The organism is Pandoraea communis (assembly GCF_902459745.1).
GTDB lineage: Bacteria > Pseudomonadota > Gammaproteobacteria > Burkholderiales > Burkholderiaceae > Pandoraea > Pandoraea communis.
Genome location: NZ_CABPSJ010000002.1, coordinates 351,434 through 376,713, shown reverse-complemented (window position 1 = coordinate 376,713; position 25,280 = coordinate 351,434). Strand labels below are relative to the sequence as shown.

Here is a 25,280-nt window from a genome sequence, read left to right as displayed (position 1 = left end):
AAATGACAATACGCCATTCATGGAACCAAGAGCAGAAGGACGCGCTGCGGGACATGTGGAAGCGCAAGGCATCCACGAAGGAACTTACTGAACATTTCGGAATAAAAATGAGCGCTATTTGCCGACGTGCTCGGTGTATGAAGCTCGGGCCGCGTGGTGGAGAAAGCCCGACAGACATGGTGCGCAAGTCGCTTGAGAAGCTAAAGCGGGCCACGCTCCGCGACATCGAGAAAGCTACAGGCCTTTCGCATAACGCTGTTGATCGAGCTATTGCGCGCTTGACCGAGAACGAGGAAGCCCAGGTTGTCGGCACTCGTAAGGTGAGCGCTGGCCGTGGCCACACGAGCACCGTAGACGCCAGAGAGTACTCCCTTGTCAGTGATGAGGATTGCATCTCGGGTGGATTGCGCGGTGACGGTGCTCCACGAGTCAACCGGATCAAGCATCGCGCCGGGTCGATGCCAATTCCACCTCGTCACGAAATCATGGCGGCTTGGTTTGGAGGGATGTGATGAACGCACAAATCAAAGCTTGGATTTCATTTGCCGTGCCGACGGGACTCGAAGCGGCATTTTTCGTGGCTTGGAAAGGGTTCGATATTCAGGCCGCAGGGAATGTCCTCATGTTCTGGATCTGGTTCATGTCGATCCTTGTCACGCTGGCGTCCATCGTTGTCGATCCGTTGCCTCCCAAAGCATATTCCAGTGTTCGAGCAGTCTTGGCAGCTATTTCCATACTCGCATTGGCCGGTTCGCTCGCGTGGTTTGGTCACTTTGTGACCGCTGCGATTTACGTCTTCGGACAGCTTTGCGCATGGAGTTACGTGGAGCGCGGCAGGAAGAAGGGTAACGAATCGGCAGAGGTCAAGGGGGCGAGATGAACCCTATCAAGGTCTTCGTAATAGGCGCACTGGCCCTCGTGGTTCTGTGCGTCACAACCGCACTGCGGATGATTCCCTGAAGGGAGGGTGTATGGGACGGCCACCGGCAGATTACACGTTGTCACCCGAAAACGTCTTCTCACGCATGGCACCTGGGCGGTTCTATACGTCATACAAGGTTGCCGACAAGATGAAGGTTCGCAACGCCGCGATCCTGCCGATCCTGAATGCTCTCGTGGCTCAAGGCCGCATAGAAGAGCGTCCCACCCATACAACCCCGCGCTATCGGCGTCCCGATCTGACTGTGAAGATGCCAAAACATCGAGGGGATACCAGTGTCGCCACCCCGAGAGTCATTATCAACCTGAAAGGGGAGATATCCGGGTACGACATTGAGATAAAGCGGCGCCAAGAACTGTGCATGATGGTGCGGAGATAGGCCGTAAGCACGGTTGATATACGGAAACTTTTAGGAAACGAAGCCTGTGGCAGATACCAATGTCGCTACCCGATTTACTTCGGATAACCAGCCGGCCAAGCGTCGCGGTAAGACTCCGAAGACGCTGCTTCTTGAGGCGCTCAAGAACGAGGCCGGGATTGATGAGGCGGCTTTCTATGAGCTTATCGTGCGACGCGCTATCACTGGCGAAGATCCGATGCTGACGCGGGAGATCCTTGCACGACTACAGCCCATTCACAAAGCAACATTACCGGACGTTCAGTTTGAAATACCGAGAGGGACTGCCCCGGTAGATAAAGTGGTGGCTATCATCGACGCGGTAGCGGACGGGAAATGCCCGCCCGATGTTGGCGACATGATGATCGGGATGATTAAGAACATGCTCGATATCTACAACGTGACGGAGTTGGCTGAGAAGGTGCGGCGGATCGAAGAGCGGCTAGGGGAGTTGGGGCAATAGGCATGGCCGCTCGCGTAACGCTGGCGCGCATTGAGCGGCTTGAGCGTGTGTCCGAGAGCATGAAACAGGATGACGCACCGCCGGTCTTCGGGATTTGCGACATGGATCGCAACGTCCTGCGTTGTCGCGACGTGCGAGGGGAATTGACTGATGCGGCGCCAACCGTCCTCATCGGTGAACGCCTAGAGCCGTTGCTATACAAGCGACGTCTGAAGATTGTTGTTGGTGGTCGGGGATCGATGAAGACACGAACTATCGTGTCGATTCTCGTTGGAAAGGCGAAGGTTCAGCGGGAACGGGTTCTTTGTCTGCGTGAGATTCAGAACTCTATCGAGGATTCTAGCAAGGCTGAGTTAGACGATGAAATCGAGCGGCGCAGCCTTGGAAAGACGTTCCTTACTCGAAAGAATTCGATCATTGTTCCAGGCACGCGCAGCAGGTTCATGTTCCGGGGCATGTATCGAAACATTCAAGCGATTAAGGGTATTTCGGGGGTAACGACCGCGTGGATTGATGAGGCTGAGAACATTTCGCGCGCTTCGTTGGACTATTTGATGCCGACGATCCGCGAGCCGGGATCCGAAGTCGTCATATCGTTCAACCCGAACAAGGAGCATGACCCGGTTTATGCGGATCTTGTCGCGCCTTACGAGGACCAGTTGGCTGCCAATGACGGCGTGTACGACTCTGGCGACCCTGATGGCGTGCTCATCATAATTTGCAACCACAACCACAATCCGTGGCTGCCGAAGGAATTGGCGATTCAGCGCGACCAGATGCGGGCGCGGGATCTGGACCGGTACAACTGGATTTGGGAAGGCAAGTTTAACCGTAAGAGCGACGAACTCATATTCTCTGGCAAGTTCCGTTTTGCAGCTTTCGAGACGCCGGCTAATGCTCGCTTCTTCTTCGGCGCCGACTGGGGCTTTGCACAGGACCCGACGACGCTTAATCGTGCCTTCGTGCAGGGCAACACTCTGTATATCGACTACGAAGCTAACAGCCATGCTCAGAACAAGGGCGCCGGCGTTGACCTAGATGAGATTTGGAAACTGTTTGCCGGTAAGGATCGGATGAGAGGAACGCAATCCTTGCAGTGGAAACCGTCTGACGACTTGAAGTTTCCAGGCATCCCAGGCGCTCGCGTGTGGCCCATAAAGGCTGACTGCGCTCGTCCAGAGACGATCAGCCTAGTCAAGAAGCAGGGGTTCAACATCTCGGCGGCTGAGAAGTGGGGAGGGTCGGTCGAGGACGGCATAACGTTTTTGCGTGGCTTTGATGAGATCGTTATCCATACCCGTTGCGTGAACACCATCAAGGAATTTGAGAACTACTCATACAAGGTCGACAAAATTACTGGTGAGATCCTGCCGGTGATCGTGGACAAGTGGAATCACCACATCGATGGTATCCGTTACAGCATGGATGGGTTCATCCGAGGCCGTACTGGATTGAAAATCAACCCTGACGCGGCTATGGCCGCAGCCCGCGCTTCTATGGCGCATAGCTAAATTTGGAGTTCATCATGGCAAAGGCAGATTCGATCGATCAGAACGCGGACGCAACGGATGAAAAACTAGCGGTGTCTGTGAAGATTGATGCGAGCGAAGCTCAGGCGGCAATTCAGGCTGCGATTGGCGATTCCGTGATCATTACCGCTGATTCGCATGCGGGCGCGGTCGAGCGCTTCGCTGGGCTGCATGCCTTCATCGCTAAGGTCGAAGGCATTGAGGCTGCGGCCGTGGATCGCCTGCGGGAAGATTTGAACGCAATCGGTGATTTGCTCGGTCTGCACTCGAAGGCTTCCGCCAAGGCTGAATCGACGGGTGATTACAAGGCATCGGATCTTTCGTAAGGGATGATAGGCATGGTCACGACAACCAATAAAGTAGCGGCCGTGCCGACTACCCCTGAAAAAAAGAAGGGGCTTAACATCCGCCCCGACGCTGCACAGAATCTGCTTGCGTTGGCGAAGATGCACATGTCGGCGGATGGGTCGATCACTACGCCTGAAGATTCAGCAAGAGCCAAATTTGAGCCGTATCAGCCTGCTCCCGGTGTAGTGCCCCAGGGTGTAATGGATCGCCACCCCAACCGGAAGGGTGGACAGGCGCAGATTGCGATGGACGGCGTATGCAATGGTATGGCCCATGTCCTCGGGAATTTCCGAAATTCGCAGACCGTCAACGGTTCTGAGTTCGTTGGCTATGGGGTACTTGCGCTGCTTGAGCAGCATCCGCTTATCCGGGCGCCAATCGAAGCCCGCGCTGACGAAATGGCTAGAGAGTTCGTGGAATTGTTCTCTACGGAGCAGGAAGCGCTTGAGGACGATCCTGATCGAAAGGACGAAATCAAGGATCGCATTCGTCAGATTCAAGAGGAAATGGATCGCCTGCACGTCAAGAAGCGATTCCGTGATGCTGAGGCCAAGACTGGCTATGCCGGCGGCTGCATGCTCTATATTGACATGGGGAACGACCCCGACGATGAGGCGGAACTGAAAACGCCTCTTGTCATGGACAAGGCTAAGCTCCAGAAGGACGGCAAGCCTCGCATCAAAGCTCTTAAGCTGATTGAGCCGATCAATGTCTATCCGGCTCCATACAATGCGGACAACCCGCTCAAGGACAATTTTTACCGTCCCGAGTCGTGGTATGTGATGGGGCGGGAGACGCATTCGACGCGGCTGCTTCACTTCGCTGACAACATCCCCCCTGTGCTGCTGAAGCCTGCCTACAACTTCTTCGGCATCCCGCTCGCCCAGATGATGATCGATTATGTCGACAAGTTCGATACGGCTCGTGTGGCTGCCGCTGATCTGGTCGACAAATTCTCGCAGAACATCATCAAGACTGATATGACGCAGATTTTGAGCGGCGGCGGTGCTGAGTATGGTAGGGATCTAGCTTACCGGGCAATGATGTTCAGCCAGCAGAAGCACAACCGATCTCTCCTGACGATTGACATGGAGAAGGAAGAATTCGTTCAGGTCAACACCCCGTTGTCTGGTGTTTCGGACATCGTATTCCAGGCAATGCAGTTCCTTGCCGGGGTAGCTCGAACTCCCGTGACCAAGTATTTTGGCCTGTCGCCCACTGGGCTGAGCGCTACCGGCGAGTTCGATATGCGCAACTGGTATGACTTTTGCGCCGGCAAGCAAGCGTCGAACTGGGCTGATAACCTCGCTAAGGTGCTCGATATCATCATGATCGGGCTTTGGGGAGAGGTAGATTCAGCCATCAAATCCCGCTTCCTGTCGCTCTACAAGCCAGACCCCGAGCAGACGGCTCGCGTCAATAAGCTCAACGCTGAGACGGGCGATATTCTGATCGCGAACCAGACTATTTCTAGAGAGGAAGAGCGCCAGCGTGTGGGTAGCGATCCCTCGTCCGGATATGACGCTCTTGACACGGACACATTGCCTGATGCTGTTCCCACTGATGACGACGATCCAGACGCAACAGGTACCGGTGGCGAGGAAGAGGATGATGACCTTCCCAACGGTGGCGCCAAATGAAGAAGCCGCGCCCCAAGATTCGGGGCGTCCAGCCTAACCTCGGCGTAGAGCAAGCCTATCGCGCCAAATTGGACAACCTTGTCCGGCAGATGCAGCGTTCCTATCTCTACTGGCTACGTGCCCGGTATAGAGAGAATGAGGACGCTATCGCGATGGACGACAGCCCATCGTCTAGCCTCATGTCTGAGCTTGCGAGCCTATCTAGGCAATGGAAGAGAATGTTCGCGAAGCGGGCAAGTCAGTACGCCAGGGAGTTTGTCGCTGGCGTCGATAAGCATTCGACATACGCGCTAAAGAAAGAGGCGGCGAGGGTCACTGGTCTGTCGGTGTCTGTAAAGGACACGCTTACGTCCAACGACGTCATGCAGGCGCTCATCAAAGAGAACGTGAGCCTGATCAAGTCCATCCAAAGCGAATATCACACCCAAGTTGAGGGGATTGTGATGCGCAGCGTATCGAATGGGCGGGATCTATCGGCCATGACTGATGATCTGCAGAAGCGCTATGGCGTCACTCGTCGCCGCGCCAAATTGATCGCTAACGACCAGAACAACAAGGCGACGTCGAACTTGATGAGGGTTCGACAGGCCGATTTGGGGATCACCCAAGGACGTTGGTTGCATACAGGTGGCGGCAAAGAGCCGCGTCAATCGCATGTCCGCGCTAGTGGGAAGGTCTTTGATCTGAGCAAGGGCATGTATCTCGACGGCAAATGGACGATGCCCGGGGAGGAAATCAACTGCGGCTGCACATGGGAGCCGATCATTGAAGGGGTAAACGACTGAATTAGGCGTGATGTGGCGTTTTCTGGTGTCTATGATGCTGCTCAATCGCATCAGGCATAGAAGGTAACAGGGGATGCCCATCAAGCCCGAATTGATCGCAATGGACCGTGAATCGGTTCGAACCGTCGATAAGGACGGTCGCCTGCACGTCTCCGAAACGAACATCTCCAAGGCTGGTGTCAATCCCTATTGGGGATACGAAATTCCGGGATATCAAGACCTCGGACTTGACCCAGACACCATCTATCAAGTCTTTCGGCCGCCAGAAGAACTAGAAAAGGCCGCATCGACGTTCAACAACATTCCACTGTTGGCGAAGCATATCCATGTCTCTTCGTCCAAGCCCGAGAAAGAGAAGCAAATCGGAACGGTCGGGAGCAACGCGCGCTTCGATGGTGAGTACCTGAAGAACAGCATTGCCGTCTGGGATCAGGACTATATCGACCGCATCAACGACGAATCGCAACGCGAATTGTCCAGCGCATATCACTACACCGCCAGCAAGAAAAAAGGTGTCTACCATGGTCAGCCATACGACCTAGTGATGACGAATATCCACGGAAATCACGTTGCAACTGTCGTTGAAGGACGGGCCGGGCCGGATGTACTGGTCGCCGATTCTGCAATCTCTACTCCTGAAAAGGTGGCTAGTGTGAAACTCAACCAAGCTCAGAAGAAGGCGCTTTCGGCCCGTCTCGCGCAAGCTGTAGCCGCACGCGGCAAGACGAAATCGTTCATCGCCAAGGACGGAATGATCGACGCCGAAGCGATCGAAAACACGCTCATCGAAGCACTCGCGGCAACGCAAGCCGAAGAAGGAAAAGACAGTGCTGATCCAGGCGCGAAGGATCCGGACGACCCGGACGGGCGCCGCAGTGATCGCGGCACGGCCGCCGACGAAGACGACATGGGCGCGAAGCTCTTGGCAGGTCTGAAGAAGCTCATCGCAGATTGTGAAGGCGGCGGCAAGGACGAGGACATCGATGACGATGGCAACTCGGATGCCGAAGATGAAGAGGCCGATAAGTCAGACGTCGACAAGCCGGCAAAGGACAACGCATCGACGGCCACGTCGACCGAAGGTGCCCGCAAAACTGAACCTGCGAAGGGTGCTATGGACGCCAAGACCATCCGTAAGGCCGTGACGCAAGAAGTCGCCGCCGAACTGCAAGGGCGCTTCCGCGCTGCCGGTGAAGTCAAGCCGCTTACCGGCGAGATCGATGCGATGGCTTTCGACTCTGCGGAAGACATTTACGCCTACGCCATCAAGGCCGCAGGCAAGGATCCGGCCAAGTATGACCGAGCAGCCTACAAGGGCATGGCTCACATGCTTGTCGAGCATTCAAAAGCTCCGGCAGTTTCGCCGGCCATCGCCGCTGATGCGGCCAACGCCGAAAAGTCCTTGACCGAGCAATTCGCCGGTCTGGCTAGCATCAAGCAACGATAAGGAGCGCACCATGAGTGGCTTTCAGACTTCCGTCAACCTGCTTCCGCAGATCGGCATTTCGGGCGATCGCTCGACCGACAACCCGGAATCGGTCCTCTCGCGCATTGCGAACACGGTCCTGACAGTCGGCACCTTCGTGTGGCCGCTGTCGTCCGATCCGGTGAACCAAGTGACGCAAAGCGGTACCGGTTCACCGCTGGGCTTCGTCAAACGCGATCAGCAAGGTCTTATCACGGCATTCCTCGGCCAAGCGTCGATGCAGATCCCCGCAGGCCAGACGGCTCAAATCTCGGAGGGCGGCGAATACTTCGTTCTCGCTCCTGCTACTGCGACTGCCGGTCAAAAGGTGTTCGCAACGCTCGCCGATGGAACGTTGCAGTTCGGTGCCAAGGGGGCAACGATCTCCGGTGCCATCGAGACCAAATTCGTTGTATCGCGCGGCGGTGCATCGGGCGCGATCATCGAAATCTCCACTCACAGCCAACTGGCGGGGGCATAAGAAATGAGCCAAGCACAAGTCAATCTCCTGCGCCAGTACGGCATTCACTTCGCGCATGGCGCGGAGATGCTGACGGACGCTAAGCGTACCGAACTGGCGCTTGCCATGGATGCTGTGACGCCAGGACCGCTGGTTACGGTGCAGAACAACGGCGTGCCGCAGTGGATGACGAACTATGTCGATCCGCGCGTCGTACAGATTCTGACTGCCCCGATGCGTGCCGAAGAAGTGGCCGGTGGAGCGGTTCAGAAGGGCGACTTCGCGACCGACACGTCGACGTTCTTGTCGGTGGAATCGACCGGCGAAACTGCGCCCTACGGCGACATGGCCGGCAACGGTCGTTCGGGCCACAACGCGAACTTCCCGCAGCGCCAAGCTTATCGCTCGCAGACCATCACCGAGTGGGGCGACAAGCAAATGGAGGTGGCTGCCAAAGCGCGCATCGACTACGCGGCACAGCAGCAAGCCGCTTCGGCACTGACGCTGCGCAAGAAGGAAAACTTGATCTATCTGTTCGGCGTTGCCGGCCTGCAAAACTACGGGCTGACGAACGACCCGGATTTGCCGACGCCGGTTGCACCAGGTACCGGTGCTGGTGGCAATACGTGGAAGCTGAAGACGAGCGATGAAATCTTTGCAGACTTCGAGACCGTTTTCAACAACCTCGTTACTGCAGCAAATGGTCTCGTGGATTCCGACACGAAGATGGCCGCAGTTCTTCCTCCGGGAGTCGAGGCGAACCTGACCAAGCAGAATAGCTTCGGTCAGGTGTTGAAAGATCGTCTCAAGCTTTCGTTCCCGAACCTTCGCTTCGTTAAGGTTCCGGAATACGCAACGCTGGCCGGTGGCAATCTGTTCCAACTCATCGCCGAAGACGTGGAAGGTCAGCCGACCGTGGAAGTAGCGTTCAACGAACGTTTGCGCTCGCATGGCGTAGTTCGTCGCCTGTCGAGCTTCGCCGAGAAGAAGTCAAACGGTGCATGGGGCGCGATCTGGTATCGCCCGGTGTATTGCCAATCGATGCTGGGGGTTTAAGACATGGCCGGTGAAACGAAATCCACGAGCAAGCTCGTCGTCTTCTGCAAGCTCCCTTCGGGCATTGCTTTCCCGCTATCGAATGGTGAGCAACTGGTTCTGAAGGGGTGGAACCACAAGGGGGCCATCGCGGCCGCTGATGGTTCTGGTCATGGTGTCACGTATGGCGTCGATCCGGACGCGTGGGCTGACGTGAAGAAACGCTACGCCTCGCATCCGGTGATCGCCAATGAAGTTGCGTTCGCACAGGATCAAGCTAAGGCGGATGAAGGTGTTGAGAAGGCGCAAGAGCAGACCGAAAAGGTTGGCTTGGAGCCGATCAACCCGGAGGCTGACGCTTCGAAAGACGACGGCAAAAACATCGAAGCCTAACGAGGGAGTCGGCGATGGCGAGTGGTGTTGTCGAGTTCAACTATACGGAATGGCTTGCGATGTTCCCGACATTTTCGTCGGTGTCTGAATCGTTAGCTACGTCCTATTTTGGTATGGCCGAACTCTTTCTGAACAACACCGACGCCTCGCCGGTTTGTAACGTCGATGTACGCAAGACGATGTTGTATTTGATTACTGCCCATATCGCATTCCTGATGGGACGTGCGATGGCAGGTGATGGTAGTGGCGCAGCAATCGTTGGGCAGATGACGAATGCTACGGAAGGAACCGTAACGGCTGGGATTGCAGCATCTAACAGCCAGAACGCCGCCTATTGGAATCAGAGCCAGTACGGAGCGATGTACTGGCAAATGATACTGCCGTGGCGAAGCTTTCAAATGTATCCGTATGTGCCGGTATGTCGACACTAAAAGTCGCCGGTGGCGCGAAGCTGGACGAGGCGCTGACCCAAATCCTGAACAAGCACAAGAAAGGGCTTGCAGTCGGGATTCTTGAGGGTTCGACATATCCGGATGGTGAGTCGACAGCGACGGTTGCATTCCTGGATGAGTACGGCTCGGAAAACAGCCCCCCACGTCCTTTCATGCGCATCACTGCCGACACGAAGTCTGATCTTTGGGTTAAGGCACTCGCGGCTCGTCTGAGTGCGGGAGACGATGCCGAGACCGCGCTTAAGACGGTTGGGGAATTGGCGGTTGCTCACATGAAAGGTGTCATAGCGTCAGGCGTTGGCCCCCCGAATGCACCAAGCACGGTGGAGAGGAAAGGCCACGGGCAGACGCTTCGCGATACGAAAAACATGATGAACTCGATTGCTTACGAGGTCGTTGATACGGACGGGAAGGGAGGCAGGGAATGAACCTTCATGGAATAGCTTCCGGCCTCGTGTCGTCTATCAACCCGTTTGTTGCGGCCACGATCAAGCAGTCGACAGGTTATACGACGAACCCAGACGGTACGCGAATTCCTGCCTACACGTCCATTCCGGTTTCTGTGCAGGTGCAAGCGCTCGATGCTGGTCGTCTTCAACATCTCTATGAGCAAAACATCACGGGTGTTCTGCGACGCGTGTATCTGAACGGAAACTTCCAGAGCGTTTTCCGTGTAGGCAAGGGCGGCGGCGATCTCTTTGATTTTGGTTCTGGTGCGGGCATGCCAGTCGTCTTGGCGAACACTCGTTGGTTGGTAGTGCAGGTTTACGAAACGTGGCCGGATTGGTGTTCCTTGGCTATCCAGTTGCAATTGGATAAGCAGCAATGAGCGCGACGATCTCGATCACTCAAACTGACGTGATGACGGCTGTTCGTTCGTTCTTGCTGGGCGTCGTTCCTAATGGCGTAGAGGTGGTGCAAGGCTACGACAATCGCCTTCCTGCGCCGACAGGGCCGAACTACGTTCAGTTCTGGATGATCGGCAATACGCGGCTTGCAACCAACTGGAATGACTACGTGGGCAACACACAGCCGTTGCCCGCACCGCAGGACGGAAAGATGCAGGCCCGAATGGGGACAGAAGCACGAGTGCAAATCGACTTCTATGGACCGGCAGCTCAGGAATATGCGGACATGGTAGCGACGCTTTGGCGCGATGAGTACGCATGCCAGGCGTTTGCTGCCATCAATCCCGAAATCCAGCCGTTACATGCCGACGATGCGAAGAACATGCCGATTGTCGACGGCGAATCACAGTATGAACAGCGCTTCATGGTTGAAGCGCTTTTGCAGGTCAACTCAGTAACAACCGTTCCGCAAGACTTTGCCGAAGAACTCGCCATCGAGGAATTCATCAACGTCGACGCGGCTTACCCTCCCGGAGCCTAAACCATGTCGATCCCGGCAAGCCAAGTAGTCAACGTTATTCCCCAGGTGGTGAGCGCGGGCGGCTCCGCGCTGGTCATGAATGGGGTGATGCTCACGAAGAGCGCTGAGATCCCGTTTGGTGTTCTCAATTGGTACGCCGGCGCAACGTCGGTGGGAAATGCATGTGGACTTACATCGCCTGAGTACGGTGCATCAGGGGTGTATTTCAAAGGCTTCACGAACTCGGATGCACTCCCCGCACAACTCGGCCTATTCCGCTACGCCGATGTGGCGCTTGCTGCTCAATTGCGCGGGGCATCGCTCGCTTCGATGACGCTTTCACAGCTTCAGGCGTTGTCGGGTACGCTGACCTTCACGATTGATGGCACTGCTGTGACATCTGGCAGTATCAACCTTGCCACTGCTACCAGCTTTTCCAACGCGGCAACGATCATCGCGGCTGCGTTCACGGGCGCCAAGGTGCCGACGGTAGCTTTCGATTCGATTCAATCGTGCTTTGTGTTCTCGTCGCCCACGACGGGTGCGACCACATCTAGCATGACCTACGCAACCGGCACCCTTGCGGCCGGTTTGCTGTTGGGGCAGACAAACGGCGCGATCCTCAGTGCCGGCGCAGATGCGGACACGCCGGCCACCGCAATGCAGAGGCTTATCAAACTCTCGCAAAATTGGGTGACGTTCACCACGATGTGGGAGCCAGACGTCGCTACCAAGTTGGCATTCGCTGCATGGGAAGTCGCGCAAAACAAGCAGTATGCATATATCGCGTGGGATACCGACGCCAGCCCGACCACATCGAGCGCTGCGACGACTTCGTTTGGCTATCAAGTCGATGCAGCAAATGACGATGGTGTGTGCCCGATTTGGGTTCCTGCCTCGGTCGGCGTTCTTCGCGCCGCGTTCATCATGGGATCGACTGCTTCTATCGATTTCAATGCGACGAATGGCCGGATCACATATGCCTTCAAGTCGCAGGCAGGAATGACGGCGGATGTCACGGACGTTGATATCGCTAACAACCTGAAGGCCAACGGCTATAACTATATCGGCCAGTACGCGACCCGAAACGACGGGTTCATTTGGTTGATGCCGGGGTCGGTAGCCGGCCAATATGACTGGCTTGATGCATACATCAACCAGATTTGGCTTAACAACCAATTCCAACTGGCATTGATGACGCTGCTCGATCAAGTCAAGTCTATTCCGTACAACAACGATGGATATGGCTTGATTCGACAGTCTTGCATGGATCCGATCAACGCAGCATTGAACTTCGGTGCGATTCGCAATGACGTACCGTTGTCGGCCCAGCAGGCCGCAATCGTTAACAACGCGGCCGGCGTCGCGATCGATAAGACTCTAAGCGCCCAAGGCTGGTACTTGCAGATTCTTCCGGCGTCCCCTCAGGTGCGTGCAGCGCGTGGTACGCCGCCGATGAAATTCTGGTACATGGACGGCGGCAGCGTGCAGCAGATCACCATGAACAGCATCCTTGTCCAATAAGGGGGAACCATGCCTTCGATTACCTCGGCAAACGCCAAGTTTGTCCTGTCTGTTGCCAACTTCCTGCCGATTCCGCAGACGCTCAAGGGTTACGCTTCCGATACAGCTTTTACTGGCGATGACGTGACAACGAAGGAAGTCCAAAAGGGTGTGGACGGCATCATTTCGGCCGGCTGGCTGCCGCAATTGCATGTCCAGACCATCGAATTGCAGGCCGATTCGCCGTCTCTGTTGCTGTTTGAGCAGTGGTGGCAGGCTGAGAACTCGCAGCAAGAATCATATTGGGCGAGTGGAACCATCCTCGTTTCCTCGATCGGCAAGCTATACACCATGAATAACGGTGTTCTGTCGCGCATCAAATCGATGCCTGGGGCACAAAAGGTATTGCAGCCGTTCGCATACCAGATCACCTGGGGCGATGTCATCGTCTCTCCGGTCTGAGAAAGGAGCATAAAACATGGCGCGCAAGGAAGTTGTAATCACCATCGACGACAAGAGCCGAGACAACGGCAAGACGTTCAAGATCGTGGAAATGGATGCGGTCAATGCGGAGCGCTGGGCTCTGCGGGCTCTGTTCGCCCTAATGGGGGCCGGCGTCGAGGTTCCAGACGATATAGGAAAGTCGGGCATGTCCGGTCTGTTTGCTATCGGCCTACAGGCGCTCGGGAAGTTGCCGTTTCATGTGGCCGAGCCACTGCTCGAAGAGATGTGGGAATGCGTTCATATCATCCGTGATACGCGCCATCCTGAAATGTCATTCAAGCCGACCGAAGACGATGTGGAGGAAGTGTCGACGCGTCTGAAACTGCGCACGGCAGTCATGAAGCTCCATCTTGATTTTTTTACAGCCGCCGCCGGCTCGACCTCCCGAGGGTAATGGGTGGCGGCGAGTATGTAGAGACACTTTCGTGCCCTAACGTCTCAGACGCGATTGATCTTGTTACACGCTCTAGGTATGCAACATTCGGCGAACTGTCTACGGTCTTGGGGACGCAAGACCTATACGATCTTGTTGAGATCGTCATAGTCAGCAGCCATAACGAGCGCGCAATCCAAGCGCGCAGGGATGCGGCGAATGGCCACAACAATCGTTGACGCTCTGGTTATAACGCTCGGACTTGATCTTTCCGGCTTCAAGAAGGGGAAGCAGGACGCTGCGAAAATCACGTCCGAGATGACAAAGGAGCAGATTAAGGCCCTTAAGAAAGCCGAATCTGCTGCGAAGAAAGCCGCCAAGGAGCAGGAAGAGGCCAACAAACGCGCGAAGGAATCGTTCACCAAACTTCGTAACGAAGTGTTAGCCCTAGCTGCCATATTCACTGGCGGCGTCGGGATCAAGAACTTCATCGAGGAAACAATCGGCAGTGCGGTCAACTTGGGCTACATGTCCAAGAACCTGCAGATGTCCACGACCGATCTCGCCGCGTGGCAGAACGCCGCACGTCGCGCCGGTTCGTCCGCTGAAGGAATCACGGCGGCGTTGTCTGCATCTCAGCAGGAAGTCGCCAAGTTCAAGATTGGTCAGGTAACAGAAGGTGTGCAACAGTTCTTCCGCTGGGGTGGAAACGTCAGCGAATTGAAGGACGGCAACACTTATCTTCTCGCGCGAGCCCGCATTATCCAGAACATGTATCGGACTGATCCGGGACGTGCGCGGCTTGTAGCCCAGCAGATGGGGGTGTCTGATAGTGAGTTCAACTTTATTCGACAAGGCCCGGCGGCGATCCTTGCGCTAGTTGATGCACAAAAAAAGAACTCAGCAGTCACCGATGAAATGGCTCAGAAGGCCCAAGAGCTTCGCAATAAGTGGCTCGACCTGACGGATCGCTTCAAATACACCGGGACTGTGGTTCTCCTCGAATTGATGCCGGTTCTTGAGCAACTGGCAGGCAAGTTGATGAAGGCTGCCGAATATGCAGCGGACCATAAGGAGGACATTGTCGAGTGGGCGAAATCCGCTGTTACGGCAATTGAAGACCTCGTTCAATGGGCGGACAAAGCCGCAGAGTCCGTAGGCGGCTGGAAAAATGTTCTCATTGGCCTGGCCGCGCTGAAGGTGCTATCGATGGCGGCGAACCTCTTAAAGCTCGCCGGCGCATTCCGGGCACTTGCTGCGGGGATTGGTGCGGCCAATGGTACTGCGGCTGGGGGCGCCCTTATCGGATTGCTCACCAATCCTGTTTTTCTCGGAGGGATGTTGTATTCGTCCGGCTTGAATAAGGGCGAAGACGAATATCTGAAGGATCGGCTTGGGGTGTCAGGCGGGGATGCGTCAGATCGAGCGCAATACATGATGAATGCGTTTCAGAAGTCTGGATACTCGCGCGCTCAGGCCGCAGGAATCGTCGGTTCGACGATTCAGGAAAGCCAACTCGATCCCAACGCAAAGAACAAATCAAGCGGCGCATTTGGTATCGGCCAATGGCTCGGGTCTCGAAAGAAGGACTTCGAAAAGCTGTTCTCTCAGAAGATCGAGGATTCGTCATTTGAGCAGCAGGTCGATTTCATGATCTGGGAACTCAAGAACACGGAGAAGCGTGCAGGCGATGCCATCAAGGCCACGAAAACGCCCGGTGGGGCCGCCCTCATTCATTCGAATGACTATGAACGCCCGGGCGAGGCCGAAGCAAACAACGAGGCTCGGATTCGATATGCAAAGCAGGTATTCGAAGGAAACGCCCGTACAGATGCCGGCGCCGTTGGCTCCAATGCCTCACAGGCTGCTGCCGCCTCTGTGAACAACACCAGCAATAGCACGCAAACGAACTCGACGCACTTCCACGGCCCCATCCAAATCACCGCGCCGACATCGGATCCAGCCGCCTTTGCGAATGCTTTCAAGAGCGAAGTGCGTAAGTACTCGTTCACGATGCCGCAAGCAAATACGGGAGTGACCCCCTGATGGCTCTCGATTTCATTTCCGTCCCGAAATTTCCCAGTATTCCGGCACTTCCAGGCGTGCCGCCATTGGCTCGTGGCGCTGCGGTAAGCGTGGTATCGGCAATCAACGATGGGCCGTTGAATATTGTCTCTGGGCTGGGGCTGTCAGCGCTTTCGTCGATCTTGTCGTCGCTATTTGGCCCAGGCGCGTCCTCCCTCGTCTACGGGGTATTTTCGTCTGACGGAACGTCATTTTTAGAGCCTGATTCTATCCTCGCATTCGACTATACGAACGAATCCAGATTGCCTGACTACCCAGTCGAGCAAGGGTCTTTCGAGACATACAACAAGGTCGACACACCGTACATAACGCATCTGCGGATGGTTAAGGGAGGTTCCAGTTACGAGCGCGCGCAATTCTTGCTGCAATTGGAATATTTGCGCAAATCGACCGAGCTGGTAACGGTCTTGACGCCAGAGCGTCCTTACGTCAACGCCAATGTGGTGGCTTATCGATATGGCAGGGATAGTCGTCAAGGAGTTGCATTGGTCATTGCGGACGTGGCAATTCAAGAGGTTCGTCAGGCCCCAGCGGCGCAATTCACCTCAACGGAAGAGCCTGCTTCAGAGGACACCTTCAGTTTGGGTCAAGTACAGTCTCAGGCGGTTTCAGCCGCTAACTCAGTTCTGTTCGGCCCGGTATCAACTGTACTTGGAGCAAACGGCCTTCCCAATGTGAGGGGGCTGTTATGAGAACGGTCCCGCTTCAGGCGCTTGCTTCGCAGGCAATCACGATCATCTTGGGCGGCCAGAATTGCCGGATCAAAGTCGATCAGAAGCGCACGGGGATGTTCTTCTCGCTCTGGATCAACAACGTCGCTCTCGTGACTAGCGTGCAGGCCAGAGATCGAACGTTATTGGTCAGACAACCTTACCTAGGATTCGTGGGTGATCTCTCGTTTTTCGATACCCAAGGCACCGACGATCCTGAATATCAAGGGCTTGGCACGCGTTGGTTCTTGAACTATATCGAGGCGGCCGACAAATGAGCCTGACCAAAAAGAAGATCGACATCACGATCACGCTCGCTGAGGGGCAGTTCGGAGAGACCGCTGGCAATCAAGTGAAGCTAACGGGACTGCGGGTTTCTGCCGAAATCCAGTCCTATGGAGGTGAATCTCAGCCTCAAGCCCAATTGCGGATCTTTGGTGTGCCGTTATCGATCATCAATCAGATTACGGCGATTGGCCCCATCAATTCAGCGATCCTGTTCAAAAACTCTGTCCTTGTTGAGGCTGGCGACGATGAGACGGGCATGCGTACCGTTTATCAGGGCTCAATCTGGCAGGCATGGGGAGAGTTCGACCAGCAGCCGTACACGCCGCTGAACATCATTGGTTTGGGCGGTCTCGACTATTCGTTATCGCCTGCGAAACCGACAAGTATTCAGGGGGCAGCAGACGTTGCAGAACTCATGCGAGGATTCGCAAATACGATGGGGCTCGCGTTCGAGAACAACGGCGTGTCTGTTCAGCTTTCTCATCCGTACCTGCAAGGGTCTCTGATGAATCAAGTTAAGGACTGCGCCGAGGCCGCAGACATCAATTATGTCATCGACCGTGGGACGCTCGCCATTTGGCCTGCCGATGGCACCAGACCAGAACCAGAACCGCCATTAATTTCACCAACGACAGGCATGGTTGGATATCCGAAATTCGCGTCCAACGGGCTGATGGTTTCGGCCTATTTCAATCCGAACTTCAAGATTGGTGGCGTGGTCACTGTCGAAAGCCAAATTCAAGCGGCATGTGGGAATTGGCGAGTCCTACAACTGACCCATTCTTTGGCCTCAGAGACGCCGAGCGGCCCCTGGTTCTCCAACCTCATGGGGGTGCCGAACTATGTCGACTGAGGATATTGGATATCGGGGAATCGGCCGCGCTGTCGACGCGGCGCCTGGGTTCAATGAAATGCGGTTCGTGTTCATGTCACTCATGGCTCGCATGTCTTTTTGCACTCTGGTCGAGGTAAAAGGCGTTACGAATGCAGGTGGGATATCGCCAGTCGGCTTCGTAGATGTGCAGCCATTGATCAATCAGACCGATGGCCAGGGGAATGCCATTGAGCACGGCATCATTTACGGCATCCCATATATGCGCATTCAGGGCGGCAGCAACGCCATCATCATTGATCCCGTAGTCGGGGATATTGGGATGTGCTCGTTTGCTGACCGGGATATTTCGGTGGTGAAAAACACGAAGGCACGGGCAAATCCGGGATCGAAGCGCAAGTTATCCAAGGCCGACGGGATATACACCGGTGGATGCCTCAATGGCACTCCATCCCAGTATGTGCGCTTTGCCGATGGCATTGTCGAACTGATCGGAACCAACAACCTGAACGTGAAGGCCCCCAACGTAGCGATTACCGGCGATTCAAAGGTAAGCATCATCTCGCCAAATATCGCATTGAACGGAAATCTGACGATGGCGGGGGAGACCGGAGGTTCTTCGGAGGCTACGCTTACGGGTAATTTCAATATCAATGGCTCGATCAAGAACAACGGCAAGAACATCGGAGACGTTCATACGCACAACGGCGTACAGCCGGGGAGTGGCAATTCTGGGGACGTTAACTGATGAACACGATGCTTCTCGATCAAGAGATTTGGGATGTATGCCTTGACGCAAATGGTGACTGGGCGATGGCCTCGGATCCCTACGCGCTTGCGCAGGATGTTGCTAGTGAACTAAAGACCTTCTTGGGTGAGTGCTACTACGACACTTCGGTTGGCATTCGCTACAAAGAAGACATCCTCGGCAAACTTCCGCCGATTTCATTGGTGCGTTCGCAAATGGAAACCGCTGCTCTTCGTGTTGTCGGAATACGAACCGCTCAGTGCGTTTTCGATTCGTTCAGCAATCGGGCACTTTCTGGCTATGTGTTGTGTTCGACGACGGCCAATCAGACCTTCAAGGTCATGTTTTAAGAGGAAATCATGGCGGGCACTTCCAGCGTACCGGGGATCGATTGGCAACCGACAGGGCCGGTTCTGCCTGCTGAGAGCGACATCCTCGCTGGCGTCCAGCAGGATATGAATGCCGCGTTTGGCGGCAATATGAGTTCCAATCTTAGTGCGCCGCAAGGACAGGTCGCGCAATCCACGACAGCGATTGTTGGAAGCAAGAACGATGACATCCTTTCTGTGGTTAATGGGATGGACCCAGACCTAGCATCAGGGCGTATGCAGGATGCTATCGGGCGCATTTACTTCATCGACAGAAACCCGGCAGAACCGACTACTGTGACGGCAACCTGTGTCGGCTTGGTTGGTACGGTGATTCCGACAGGTGCCCGAGCTATTGCGACAGATAACAACGTCTACATTTGCACGCAGGCAGGAGTTATTCCCGCATCAGGCTCGATAAATTTGGCATTCGCATGCCAAACAAACGGCCCTATCGCATGCCCAGCGGGTTCATTAAACCGGATCTATCAGCAAATCCCCGGATGGGACACGATCAACAATCCTGCAGATGGGATATTGGGAACAGATGTCGAATCACGGGCCGATTTCGAATATCGGAGACGGCAGTCAGTAGCGAAGAACTCCAGCGGAATGGTCCCGTCCGTGCGAGGGGCAGTACTCGGCGTCGCTAATGTTCTTGATGCCTATGTTACCGACAATGGGTCTGGATCAAGCGTTGTCATCGGCGGCGTAACGCTGATTCCGCACTCGCTATATGTGTGCGTAGCCGGCGGGGCTGCGCAGGACATCGGCAATGCGATTTGGTCGAAGAAGGCCCCCGGATGTGATTACAACGGGAGTACCACCGTTACAGTCCATGACACAGATGGATACACCGCACCTTTCCCACAATACACCGTCAAGTTCCAGATCGCGGCGAGCCTGCCGATCTATTTTTCAGTGAACATTGTTGATAACGGTACATTGCCTGCTGATATCGAAACACAGGTGAAGACGGCGATCAAAAAAGCATTCAGTGGGTCGGACGGCGGCCAACGTGCCAGAATTGGACGCGACATGTTAGCCAGTCGCTATTACGGTCCGGTTGAGGCCATCGACGAAAATCTTGAGCTTGATTCGATCTACATTGGCACGTCTGCCAACCCAACAAGTGGAAACCGCATAGCGGTGAATATCAACCAGATTCCGACGATCGATGATGCGGACATCACGGTAAATCTCATCTCCTGATGCCATGCAAAACGTTCAGCAAACCATCCTCTCACAATATTCGAACGCTCCGACGCTTAATCAGCTAATCGAGAGCATGAACGGGTATGTCGACCCCACTGCGGATATTGACGCTTTTTTCACCATGATGTGGGACGTCTCCACGGCTGTTGGGAAGGGGCTAGACAATTGGGGAAAGATTGTCGGCCTCCCTAATGGGCGCCTGCTGCAGATACCTGGTACGGAAGTGTATTTCGGCTTTGATGAGGCAGGTGTAGCGAGTGCGCGGCCCTTCGATAACGGCGTCTTCTTCAATGGCACCGTTCCGATGCAGAACTACTATCTCTCCGATGACGCGTTCCGAACGCTGATTATGGTTAAGGCGCTCGTGAACATAACGGATTGCTCGATTCCCAGTATCAACGCACTGCTCCAAAGTCTATTCAAAGGACGCGGGCGGTGCTACGTCATCGACAATGGGAATATGTCGATGCGCTTCACTTTCGAGTTCTATCTTCAACCTTTTGAGGTGGCTATTCTTACGCAATCTGGGATCTTGCCGCGCCCGACTGGCGTCGATTTCAGTTACATACAGGTGCCTGTCCCCAATGTGTTCGGCTTCTTCGAGGCTGGAATCGAGAGCGCGGCTCCGTTTGACCAAGGGTCGTTCTACGAGGCGTAAGACATGAAAGCTACCGATATTCCAGTAACAAAATTGCCGCTTGCATTTGCGGCAAATGGTGCCAAGCAGACGATTCCTGAGGCAAGCCAAATCGGGGTAGTCGATGGCCGAGCATCGCTTAACGACGGTTTCCCGCCGCTCACACGTACTCCGATTGCCGCAGGTGGTGTGCCGCCTTTCGGAACCGACATGAATGGCATTCTCTTCATGGTGTCTGCCTGGACTCGATGGCTGAACGCCGGCGGTCAGGTTGGCTTCGATGCGACATTCTCGGCAGATACAAACGTCGATGGCTATCCGATGGGTGCGGTTCTGGCGCGTGCGGACGGAATGGGATTCTGGCTGAGTTTGATGGACAACAATACATCGAACCCCGACAGTCCCGGTGCAACTGGATGGGCGCCCCTAGAATCGTATGGCATATCTCCCGTCACTGGGCTGACTACGGGCACCGTGACGCTAACTCCGGCCCAGTATGGTCTACCGATCATCACCTTGGCAGGAGCATTGACTGGTAATGTTCAGTTGGTTTTCCCCGCGACGAAGAATCAGTGGCTAATCATCAACAACACCACTGGCAACTTCTCGGTCACGGCCAAAACGGCGGGCGGAACCGGGGTAATCGTTCAGCAGGCCGGATCGGCAAATATTTATGGTGATGGGGTAAATATCGTATTGCCGCCTGCGCTGCAAGTCGGCACTGCAACGCAACCGCAGCACGCGGCGCAATTGTCGCAGCTTGTAGGCGTACAAGGTGGCTTCAAAAACCTCAAAATCGCAGCGCAGGGTGCTAACAACTCTTCGGCAGTCGTCACGGTTGACGAGATCATGCTCGAAACGGCGACAAACGTCGTTACGACGGCACGCGGGGTCAGCGTAACGATCAATTCGGCGGGGACTGTTGGGCAGCCCAATAGCTTGAGCACAGGCACGCTCGCAGCTAATACATGGTATTACGTTTGGGTTTGGTACAACGGGACGACCGTTTGCGGGACGTTGGACCCGAGCGCCACGGTGCCTACTGCTCCTGCCGGATTTACGGGGGGCTACCGGGCGCGCGTCGGTGCAGTGCGCACGGATAGCTCGGGCAGTAAATACCTATTGCAGACGTTGCAATACGGGCGGAAAGCGCAGTACGTTGTGAACACTGCTTCAGGTTCGAATGTCCCCTATCTGCCTGCTCTGGCATCGTCAGTCACGGGGAACCCGGATACACCCACCTACACTGCACTTGCTGTGGGGTCTTTTGTACCCCCGACCGCAAGCGAAATCGACCTCGTAATGAAGGCCGGATCAACTGGCGGTCATTCAATTTGTGCGCCCAATAGTTCCTATTCGAGGGCAACTTCTACACTTGATACGCCGCCGATGGTGATTTGTATTTCTGGGTATGGTCCGGCGCCGATTGTTACGCGTGCTTTGATTACGTTGGAAAGTACCAACATATATTACGCCAACAACGATACGACTTACGGTGTGTTGTGTTGTGCTGGATGGGTTGACAATCTTTAAGGTCCTTTGATGCTCATCAACAAAACCGCCGCAATCTTCAAGCCGTTCGCCGTCGAGAGTTCGGTGGTGTTCTTCAATGGCCGACTCTTGGTTATGTACATTTCGCGCGTTCCGCGCCTGTCGTCTACTCTCGTCGCAGCGGATTACTTTACCGGCGAGATTGTCGCGTCAGCGCCTGCCAACGATTTGACGCTCGGATGCGCACTGGTTATCGGCACTCGCCTGCACTATTGGGGCACGCGGAACGTTGGTCCAGCGGGCAATAGTATCTGGCACATGTATACCGACGACCTCGTAACGTGGAGCATACCGGATCAAGCATGGGCTGCTGGAGATCCGAGACAGAAGATTTTCAACACGTCGGTGTGCTTCGATCCCGATGCCAATCGTTACGTGATGGCATATGAGACTTCGGAGCCGTATTACGGTTACGTTGACTTCAACATTCGCTGGCTAGTCTCGACAGATCTTGTCACCTGGGCGCCTTACGGCAACGTATTCGGCTCGGATCGCTACGTCGCATGTCCCCGCATCGATTACTCGAATGGGTACTACTACATGCATTATCTCGTCACGGAATCGGGTATCTACAAGACGCGTGTCGCCCGGGCGACAGATCCCTGTTCGACGTGGACTGAATCGACCAAATACGCATTGACGCCGACGCTTCCGGATGAGCTTACGAATACGTCCGACATCGATTTCTGCGAACTGGGAGACAACCTGTATTTCACCTATGCCGCTGGCGATCAAGGTATGAGCGCCACGAACGCTATGGATTTGAAACAGGCATTCGCATGGGGTACTCGGGCCGCGTATCTGACATCGTTTTTTTCGTAAAGGACAACACCATGGGCTACGCGATTAACCAATCGAATGGGTTCCGTGCCATCGACTCTGCTTCCGACTGCAATTCTGGCGAGACCTATTATGACGCACTGCCAAGCCCTTGGCCTCCGGCACCGACACTTAGCGAAGCGCAGAAGTCGCAAAGCGATGTGATCGATTCGGCCTACTTGGTTGCGGCACAGTTGGACGTCTCTTACACGACCGCCGCTGGCGTGACCAAAACGTATCAGGCCGACTGCGACGAATCGACTGGCTTTGACAGTCAAAGCGTGCTGCTCAAAGCCGTGACCGGATACGCCCTAGCGGGCGCGGTACCGCCCGGCTTCTTCTGGAAGTCCGCTGACAACACATTGGTCCCGTTCACGCTCGATGACCTGAAGGGCCTTTACTCGGTCATGCTCTCGCAAGTGAGTGAGGCGTTCGCTAAGCGGGCAACGCTGAAGTCCAATATCGCTGCGGCGAAGACGATTGCGGCCGTCGAAGGGATTACTTGGGAGTGACACTAGGCCTACTTGCCCAACTCGACTTTGGGTTCGGGCAGACTTCTTGCGCGGCGTGAGAAATATGGGCGTTCTAGGATGAAATAAGACACGATTGCTATAGCGACTGCTGTTCCAAGGATTTGAATGTAGCGCATCAGAATTTCGCCAAACGATGTCGCAGGCGGAAGCTCATTGAAAAGTGTGCCGATCACGACAGAGTGAACGAGGTACAGCGAATAGCTAATCTTTCCTATCGCACGAATTGGGCCGAAACAAAGAATTTTTCTCGTCGTGCTACCTGAGACAAACGATTCCCGGATCAGAACGGAAAAAAGCAGCGACACCACAATGTAATATCCACCGTCCATAGTGAGGGTGGTTATCCGCTGCCATTGATGCAACCAAAGCGACATCATCGCCAGCAAAGCTAGGAAGGCAGCCCCGGCGACCATATTGGACCTCCTGATGCTATGCGTCGGATGGGAAAATTCCGGGCGAATCGCTAGGCTGACGCCAATCAGAAACGCTGCGAATCTTCCGAGATCAATAGGATTTATGCCCGAGATATGGTTGGACACCACGCTAGTCGCTACGGCGAGCAGGGTTGTCACTATAAGAAGTAGCCAACCCTTTGCGTTAAACACCTTGGCGCCGAGGAAAATCAGCACGTAGAAGACCCATTCCCACGCAAGTGACCATGTTACGTCATTGAGGGTCGGGGTACTCTGGATGAGCGGGGCGACAAACGTTACGTTCGATATGAACGTAAGCACATCCCATGAGTGCGTGACGTAAGCGATGTATAGGCATACGGCCAAGTGCGCAGGCAGCAGACGTGATATCCGGTGCTTGATAAATGTTGCGCGCTGTTGCTTGCCCGATATCGAGCGGAAAATCAGATATCCGCTGAGGATAAAAAAGAGATCGACGCCAATTTGCCCGGCGCGAAAGAGTGACACGATGCTGTGTGCTACACCATTCGGTGACAGGAAGTAGTTCGTGCTTGCGTAAATGCCAGTAAAGTGGAACGTGAAAACCACGAGAATTGCGAACCCCCGCAAGCCATCGAACGCGTCGATGTGAGTCGACGATGCGGGCGATTCTTTCCCTGAAGGTGATCCATCTCGGTTTTTTGTCATGAATTCACTATTTACGCAGCCGCTAAAGCTGTGAATCTTACATCGAATTCCTACATACCTTCCATTTCTAGGGGTATTTGGCGACGAGTCACCAATTCATCCTAGCGTTTCAGAGCCAGGCCACCTTCGGGTGGCTTTTTTGTTTTGGCCGCATCGAGTCTCTGCGTTCACGTTTTGAGGTGTCTACGATTACGAGGAAATCGAGATACAGCAAGGAATAACGATGGACGACCAGACGACGTTGTTGGTGAAGATTGGAGGTTCCGCAGCGTTCGGGGCCGCCGTCGCACTCAAGTTCATTCCGGGGAATTGGTGGCAGCGCGGGCTCTCGTTCGGGGCGAGCCTAGGAATTGGCTGCCTTGTTGGCGGGTTCGTGGCCGAGAAGTACACGATCATACCGGGAAGCATCACACACATGCTTGCAGTAGCAACGGCGGCGGTGTTCGGGCTATCGCTCGTGAGCAATTTGATGCAGCAGATCCCGGAATGGCTGGCGGCTGCCCGTCGGAAGATTCTCGGGAGCTAACCATGCTGGCCGCAATCAATCTTATTGCTAACTCTGTGATTTTTTCGTTATCTCTGTGGGCCGTTTTGACTCATCGAGTACCTACGCGAAGTGGTGGGGCTGTAGTTCTGTTGATCGTCAATTCCGCTGCAATCGGCAATATTGGATCGCCCCTTGCCTGTCATAGCGCGCCAGAGGTGACTCTCAATGTAGCCATTGCCATAGCGTCCCTGT

31 protein-coding genes are annotated in these 25,280 nt (G+C 54.9%); 30 read left to right on the top strand and 1 reads right to left on the bottom strand.

Annotation, left to right across the window (positions count from 1 at the left end; translation table 11 throughout):
* Positions 1–2: 2 nt before the first annotated feature.
* From PCO31110_RS08075 to PCO31110_RS07930, 29 genes are all read left to right on the top strand, one after another.
* Positions 3–512, top strand: coding sequence for a hypothetical protein (locus PCO31110_RS08075; protein ID WP_150690108.1), 510 nt, complete (start codon positions 3–5; stop codon positions 510–512).
* Positions 512–880 (top strand): hypothetical protein, encoded by a 369-nt coding sequence (locus tag PCO31110_RS08070; RefSeq protein ID WP_150690107.1) that lies wholly within the window; start codon positions 512–514, stop codon positions 878–880. The genes PCO31110_RS08075 and PCO31110_RS08070 overlap by 1 nt, the downstream gene beginning before the upstream one ends.
* Before the next feature lie 485 nt (positions 881–1,365).
* Positions 1,366–1,800 (top strand): hypothetical protein, encoded by a 435-nt coding sequence (locus tag PCO31110_RS08065; RefSeq protein WP_150690106.1) that lies wholly within the window; start codon positions 1,366–1,368, stop codon positions 1,798–1,800.
* Positions 1,801–1,802: 2 nt separating this feature from the next.
* Positions 1,803–3,311 carry a PBSX family phage terminase large subunit gene (locus PCO31110_RS08060; RefSeq protein WP_150690105.1) on the top strand — a complete coding sequence of 503 codons (1,509 nt, stop codon included), beginning with the start codon at positions 1,803–1,805 and terminating at the stop codon, positions 3,309–3,311.
* Positions 3,312–3,325: 14 nt separating this feature from the next.
* Positions 3,326–3,655 (top strand): hypothetical protein, encoded by a 330-nt coding sequence (locus PCO31110_RS08055; protein ID WP_150690104.1) that lies wholly within the window; start codon positions 3,326–3,328, stop codon positions 3,653–3,655.
* 12 nt (positions 3,656–3,667) lie between these two features.
* Positions 3,668–5,317: a phage portal protein gene (locus tag PCO31110_RS08050; RefSeq protein WP_174979409.1), complete on the top strand. Its 1,650-nt coding sequence runs from the start codon at positions 3,668–3,670 to the stop codon at positions 5,315–5,317.
* The gene (locus PCO31110_RS08045) at positions 5,314–6,102 is read left to right on the top strand and encodes a phage head morphogenesis protein (RefSeq protein ID WP_217427270.1); all 789 of its coding nucleotides are present in this window, start codon (positions 5,314–5,316) and stop codon (positions 6,100–6,102) included. Before PCO31110_RS08050 ends, PCO31110_RS08045 begins: the two co-directional genes overlap by 4 nt.
* Before the next feature lie 73 nt (positions 6,103–6,175).
* Positions 6,176–7,549, top strand: a complete 1,374-nt coding sequence (locus PCO31110_RS08040; protein WP_150690102.1) for a DUF2213 domain-containing protein — start codon at positions 6,176–6,178, stop codon at positions 7,547–7,549.
* A 10-nt stretch (positions 7,550–7,559) separates the two neighbouring features.
* On the top strand, positions 7,560–8,048 hold the full coding sequence (locus tag PCO31110_RS08035; protein ID WP_150690101.1) for a structural cement protein Gp24: 489 nt from the start codon (positions 7,560–7,562) through the stop codon (positions 8,046–8,048).
* A 3-nt stretch (positions 8,049–8,051) separates the two neighbouring features.
* Entirely contained in the window at positions 8,052–9,083 is a 1,032-nt protein-coding gene (locus PCO31110_RS08030) for a major capsid family protein (protein ID WP_150690100.1), read from the top strand.
* 3 nt (positions 9,084–9,086) lie between these two features.
* On the top strand, positions 9,087–9,455 hold the full coding sequence (locus PCO31110_RS08025; RefSeq protein WP_150690099.1) for a hypothetical protein: 369 nt from the start codon (positions 9,087–9,089) through the stop codon (positions 9,453–9,455).
* A 14-nt stretch (positions 9,456–9,469) separates the two neighbouring features.
* Complete coding sequence (locus tag PCO31110_RS08020; protein ID WP_150690098.1) at positions 9,470–9,886, top strand: DUF4054 domain-containing protein; 417 nt, start codon at positions 9,470–9,472, stop codon at positions 9,884–9,886.
* The gene (locus PCO31110_RS08015) at positions 9,874–10,335 is read left to right on the top strand and encodes a hypothetical protein (RefSeq protein ID WP_150690097.1); all 462 of its coding nucleotides are present in this window, start codon (positions 9,874–9,876) and stop codon (positions 10,333–10,335) included. The genes PCO31110_RS08020 and PCO31110_RS08015 overlap by 13 nt, the downstream gene beginning before the upstream one ends.
* The gene (locus PCO31110_RS08010) at positions 10,332–10,736 is read left to right on the top strand and encodes a hypothetical protein (RefSeq protein WP_150690096.1); all 405 of its coding nucleotides are present in this window, start codon (positions 10,332–10,334) and stop codon (positions 10,734–10,736) included. The genes PCO31110_RS08015 and PCO31110_RS08010 overlap by 4 nt, the downstream gene beginning before the upstream one ends.
* A complete protein-coding gene (locus PCO31110_RS08005; protein ID WP_150690095.1) occupies positions 10,733–11,296 on the top strand; it encodes a phage neck terminator protein in 564 nt (187 codons plus the stop codon). The genes PCO31110_RS08010 and PCO31110_RS08005 overlap by 4 nt, the downstream gene beginning before the upstream one ends.
* Positions 11,297–11,299: 3 nt before the next feature.
* Positions 11,300–12,799 (top strand): DUF3383 domain-containing protein, encoded by a 1,500-nt coding sequence (locus tag PCO31110_RS08000; protein ID WP_150690094.1) that lies wholly within the window; start codon positions 11,300–11,302, stop codon positions 12,797–12,799.
* Positions 12,800–12,808: 9 nt separating this feature from the next.
* Positions 12,809–13,240, top strand: a complete 432-nt coding sequence (locus tag PCO31110_RS07995; RefSeq protein ID WP_150690093.1) for a phage tail fiber protein — start codon at positions 12,809–12,811, stop codon at positions 13,238–13,240.
* Between the two features lie 16 nt (positions 13,241–13,256).
* Positions 13,257–13,676, top strand: coding sequence for a hypothetical protein (locus tag PCO31110_RS07990; protein ID WP_150690092.1), 420 nt, complete (start codon positions 13,257–13,259; stop codon positions 13,674–13,676).
* A 198-nt stretch (positions 13,677–13,874) separates the two neighbouring features.
* On the top strand, positions 13,875–15,701 hold the full coding sequence (locus tag PCO31110_RS07980; protein ID WP_150690091.1) for a phage tail tip lysozyme: 1,827 nt from the start codon (positions 13,875–13,877) through the stop codon (positions 15,699–15,701).
* Entirely contained in the window at positions 15,701–16,432 is a 732-nt protein-coding gene (locus PCO31110_RS07975) for a phage baseplate protein (RefSeq protein WP_150690090.1), read from the top strand. The genes PCO31110_RS07980 and PCO31110_RS07975 overlap by 1 nt, the downstream gene beginning before the upstream one ends.
* The gene (locus PCO31110_RS07970) at positions 16,429–16,728 is read left to right on the top strand and encodes a phage baseplate plug family protein (RefSeq protein ID WP_150690089.1); all 300 of its coding nucleotides are present in this window, start codon (positions 16,429–16,431) and stop codon (positions 16,726–16,728) included. Before PCO31110_RS07975 ends, PCO31110_RS07970 begins: the two co-directional genes overlap by 4 nt.
* On the top strand, positions 16,725–17,591 hold the full coding sequence (locus tag PCO31110_RS07965) for a baseplate hub protein (protein ID WP_150690088.1): 867 nt from the start codon (positions 16,725–16,727) through the stop codon (positions 17,589–17,591). The genes PCO31110_RS07970 and PCO31110_RS07965 overlap by 4 nt, the downstream gene beginning before the upstream one ends.
* On the top strand, positions 17,581–18,318 hold the full coding sequence (locus PCO31110_RS07960; protein WP_150690087.1) for an oxidoreductase: 738 nt from the start codon (positions 17,581–17,583) through the stop codon (positions 18,316–18,318). The genes PCO31110_RS07965 and PCO31110_RS07960 overlap by 11 nt, the downstream gene beginning before the upstream one ends.
* Positions 18,318–18,668, top strand: coding sequence for a contractile injection system sheath initiator (locus PCO31110_RS07955; RefSeq protein ID WP_150690086.1), 351 nt, complete (start codon positions 18,318–18,320; stop codon positions 18,666–18,668). Before PCO31110_RS07960 ends, PCO31110_RS07955 begins: the two co-directional genes overlap by 1 nt.
* A 9-nt stretch (positions 18,669–18,677) precedes the next feature.
* A complete protein-coding gene (locus tag PCO31110_RS07950) occupies positions 18,678–19,898 on the top strand; it encodes a baseplate J/gp47 family protein (RefSeq protein WP_150690085.1) in 1,221 nt (406 codons plus the stop codon).
* Between the two features lie 4 nt (positions 19,899–19,902).
* Positions 19,903–20,559 (top strand): DUF2612 domain-containing protein, encoded by a 657-nt coding sequence (locus PCO31110_RS07945; RefSeq protein ID WP_150690084.1) that lies wholly within the window; start codon positions 19,903–19,905, stop codon positions 20,557–20,559.
* Positions 20,560–20,562: 3 nt separating this feature from the next.
* Positions 20,563–22,071, top strand: coding sequence for a hypothetical protein (locus PCO31110_RS07940; RefSeq protein ID WP_150690083.1), 1,509 nt, complete (start codon positions 20,563–20,565; stop codon positions 22,069–22,071).
* A 9-nt stretch (positions 22,072–22,080) separates the two neighbouring features.
* A complete protein-coding gene (locus PCO31110_RS07935; protein WP_150690082.1) occupies positions 22,081–22,911 on the top strand; it encodes a glycoside hydrolase family protein in 831 nt (276 codons plus the stop codon).
* A gap of 11 nt (positions 22,912–22,922) precedes the next feature.
* On the top strand, positions 22,923–23,420 hold the full coding sequence (locus PCO31110_RS07930; protein ID WP_174979406.1) for a DUF4376 domain-containing protein: 498 nt from the start codon (positions 22,923–22,925) through the stop codon (positions 23,418–23,420).
* Between the two features lie 8 nt (positions 23,421–23,428).
* Here PCO31110_RS07930 and PCO31110_RS07925 read toward each other — a convergent pair whose 3' ends face one another.
* On the bottom strand, positions 23,429–24,541 hold the full coding sequence (locus PCO31110_RS07925; RefSeq protein ID WP_150690080.1) for an acyltransferase family protein: 1,113 nt from the start codon (positions 24,539–24,541) through the stop codon (positions 23,429–23,431).
* A 223-nt stretch (positions 24,542–24,764) separates the two neighbouring features.
* On the opposite strand from PCO31110_RS07925, the gene PCO31110_RS07920 reads away from it, so the two are divergent.
* The gene (locus PCO31110_RS07920) at positions 24,765–25,067 is read left to right on the top strand and encodes a hypothetical protein (RefSeq protein WP_150690079.1); all 303 of its coding nucleotides are present in this window, start codon (positions 24,765–24,767) and stop codon (positions 25,065–25,067) included.
* Positions 25,068–25,280 lie beyond the last annotated feature (213 nt).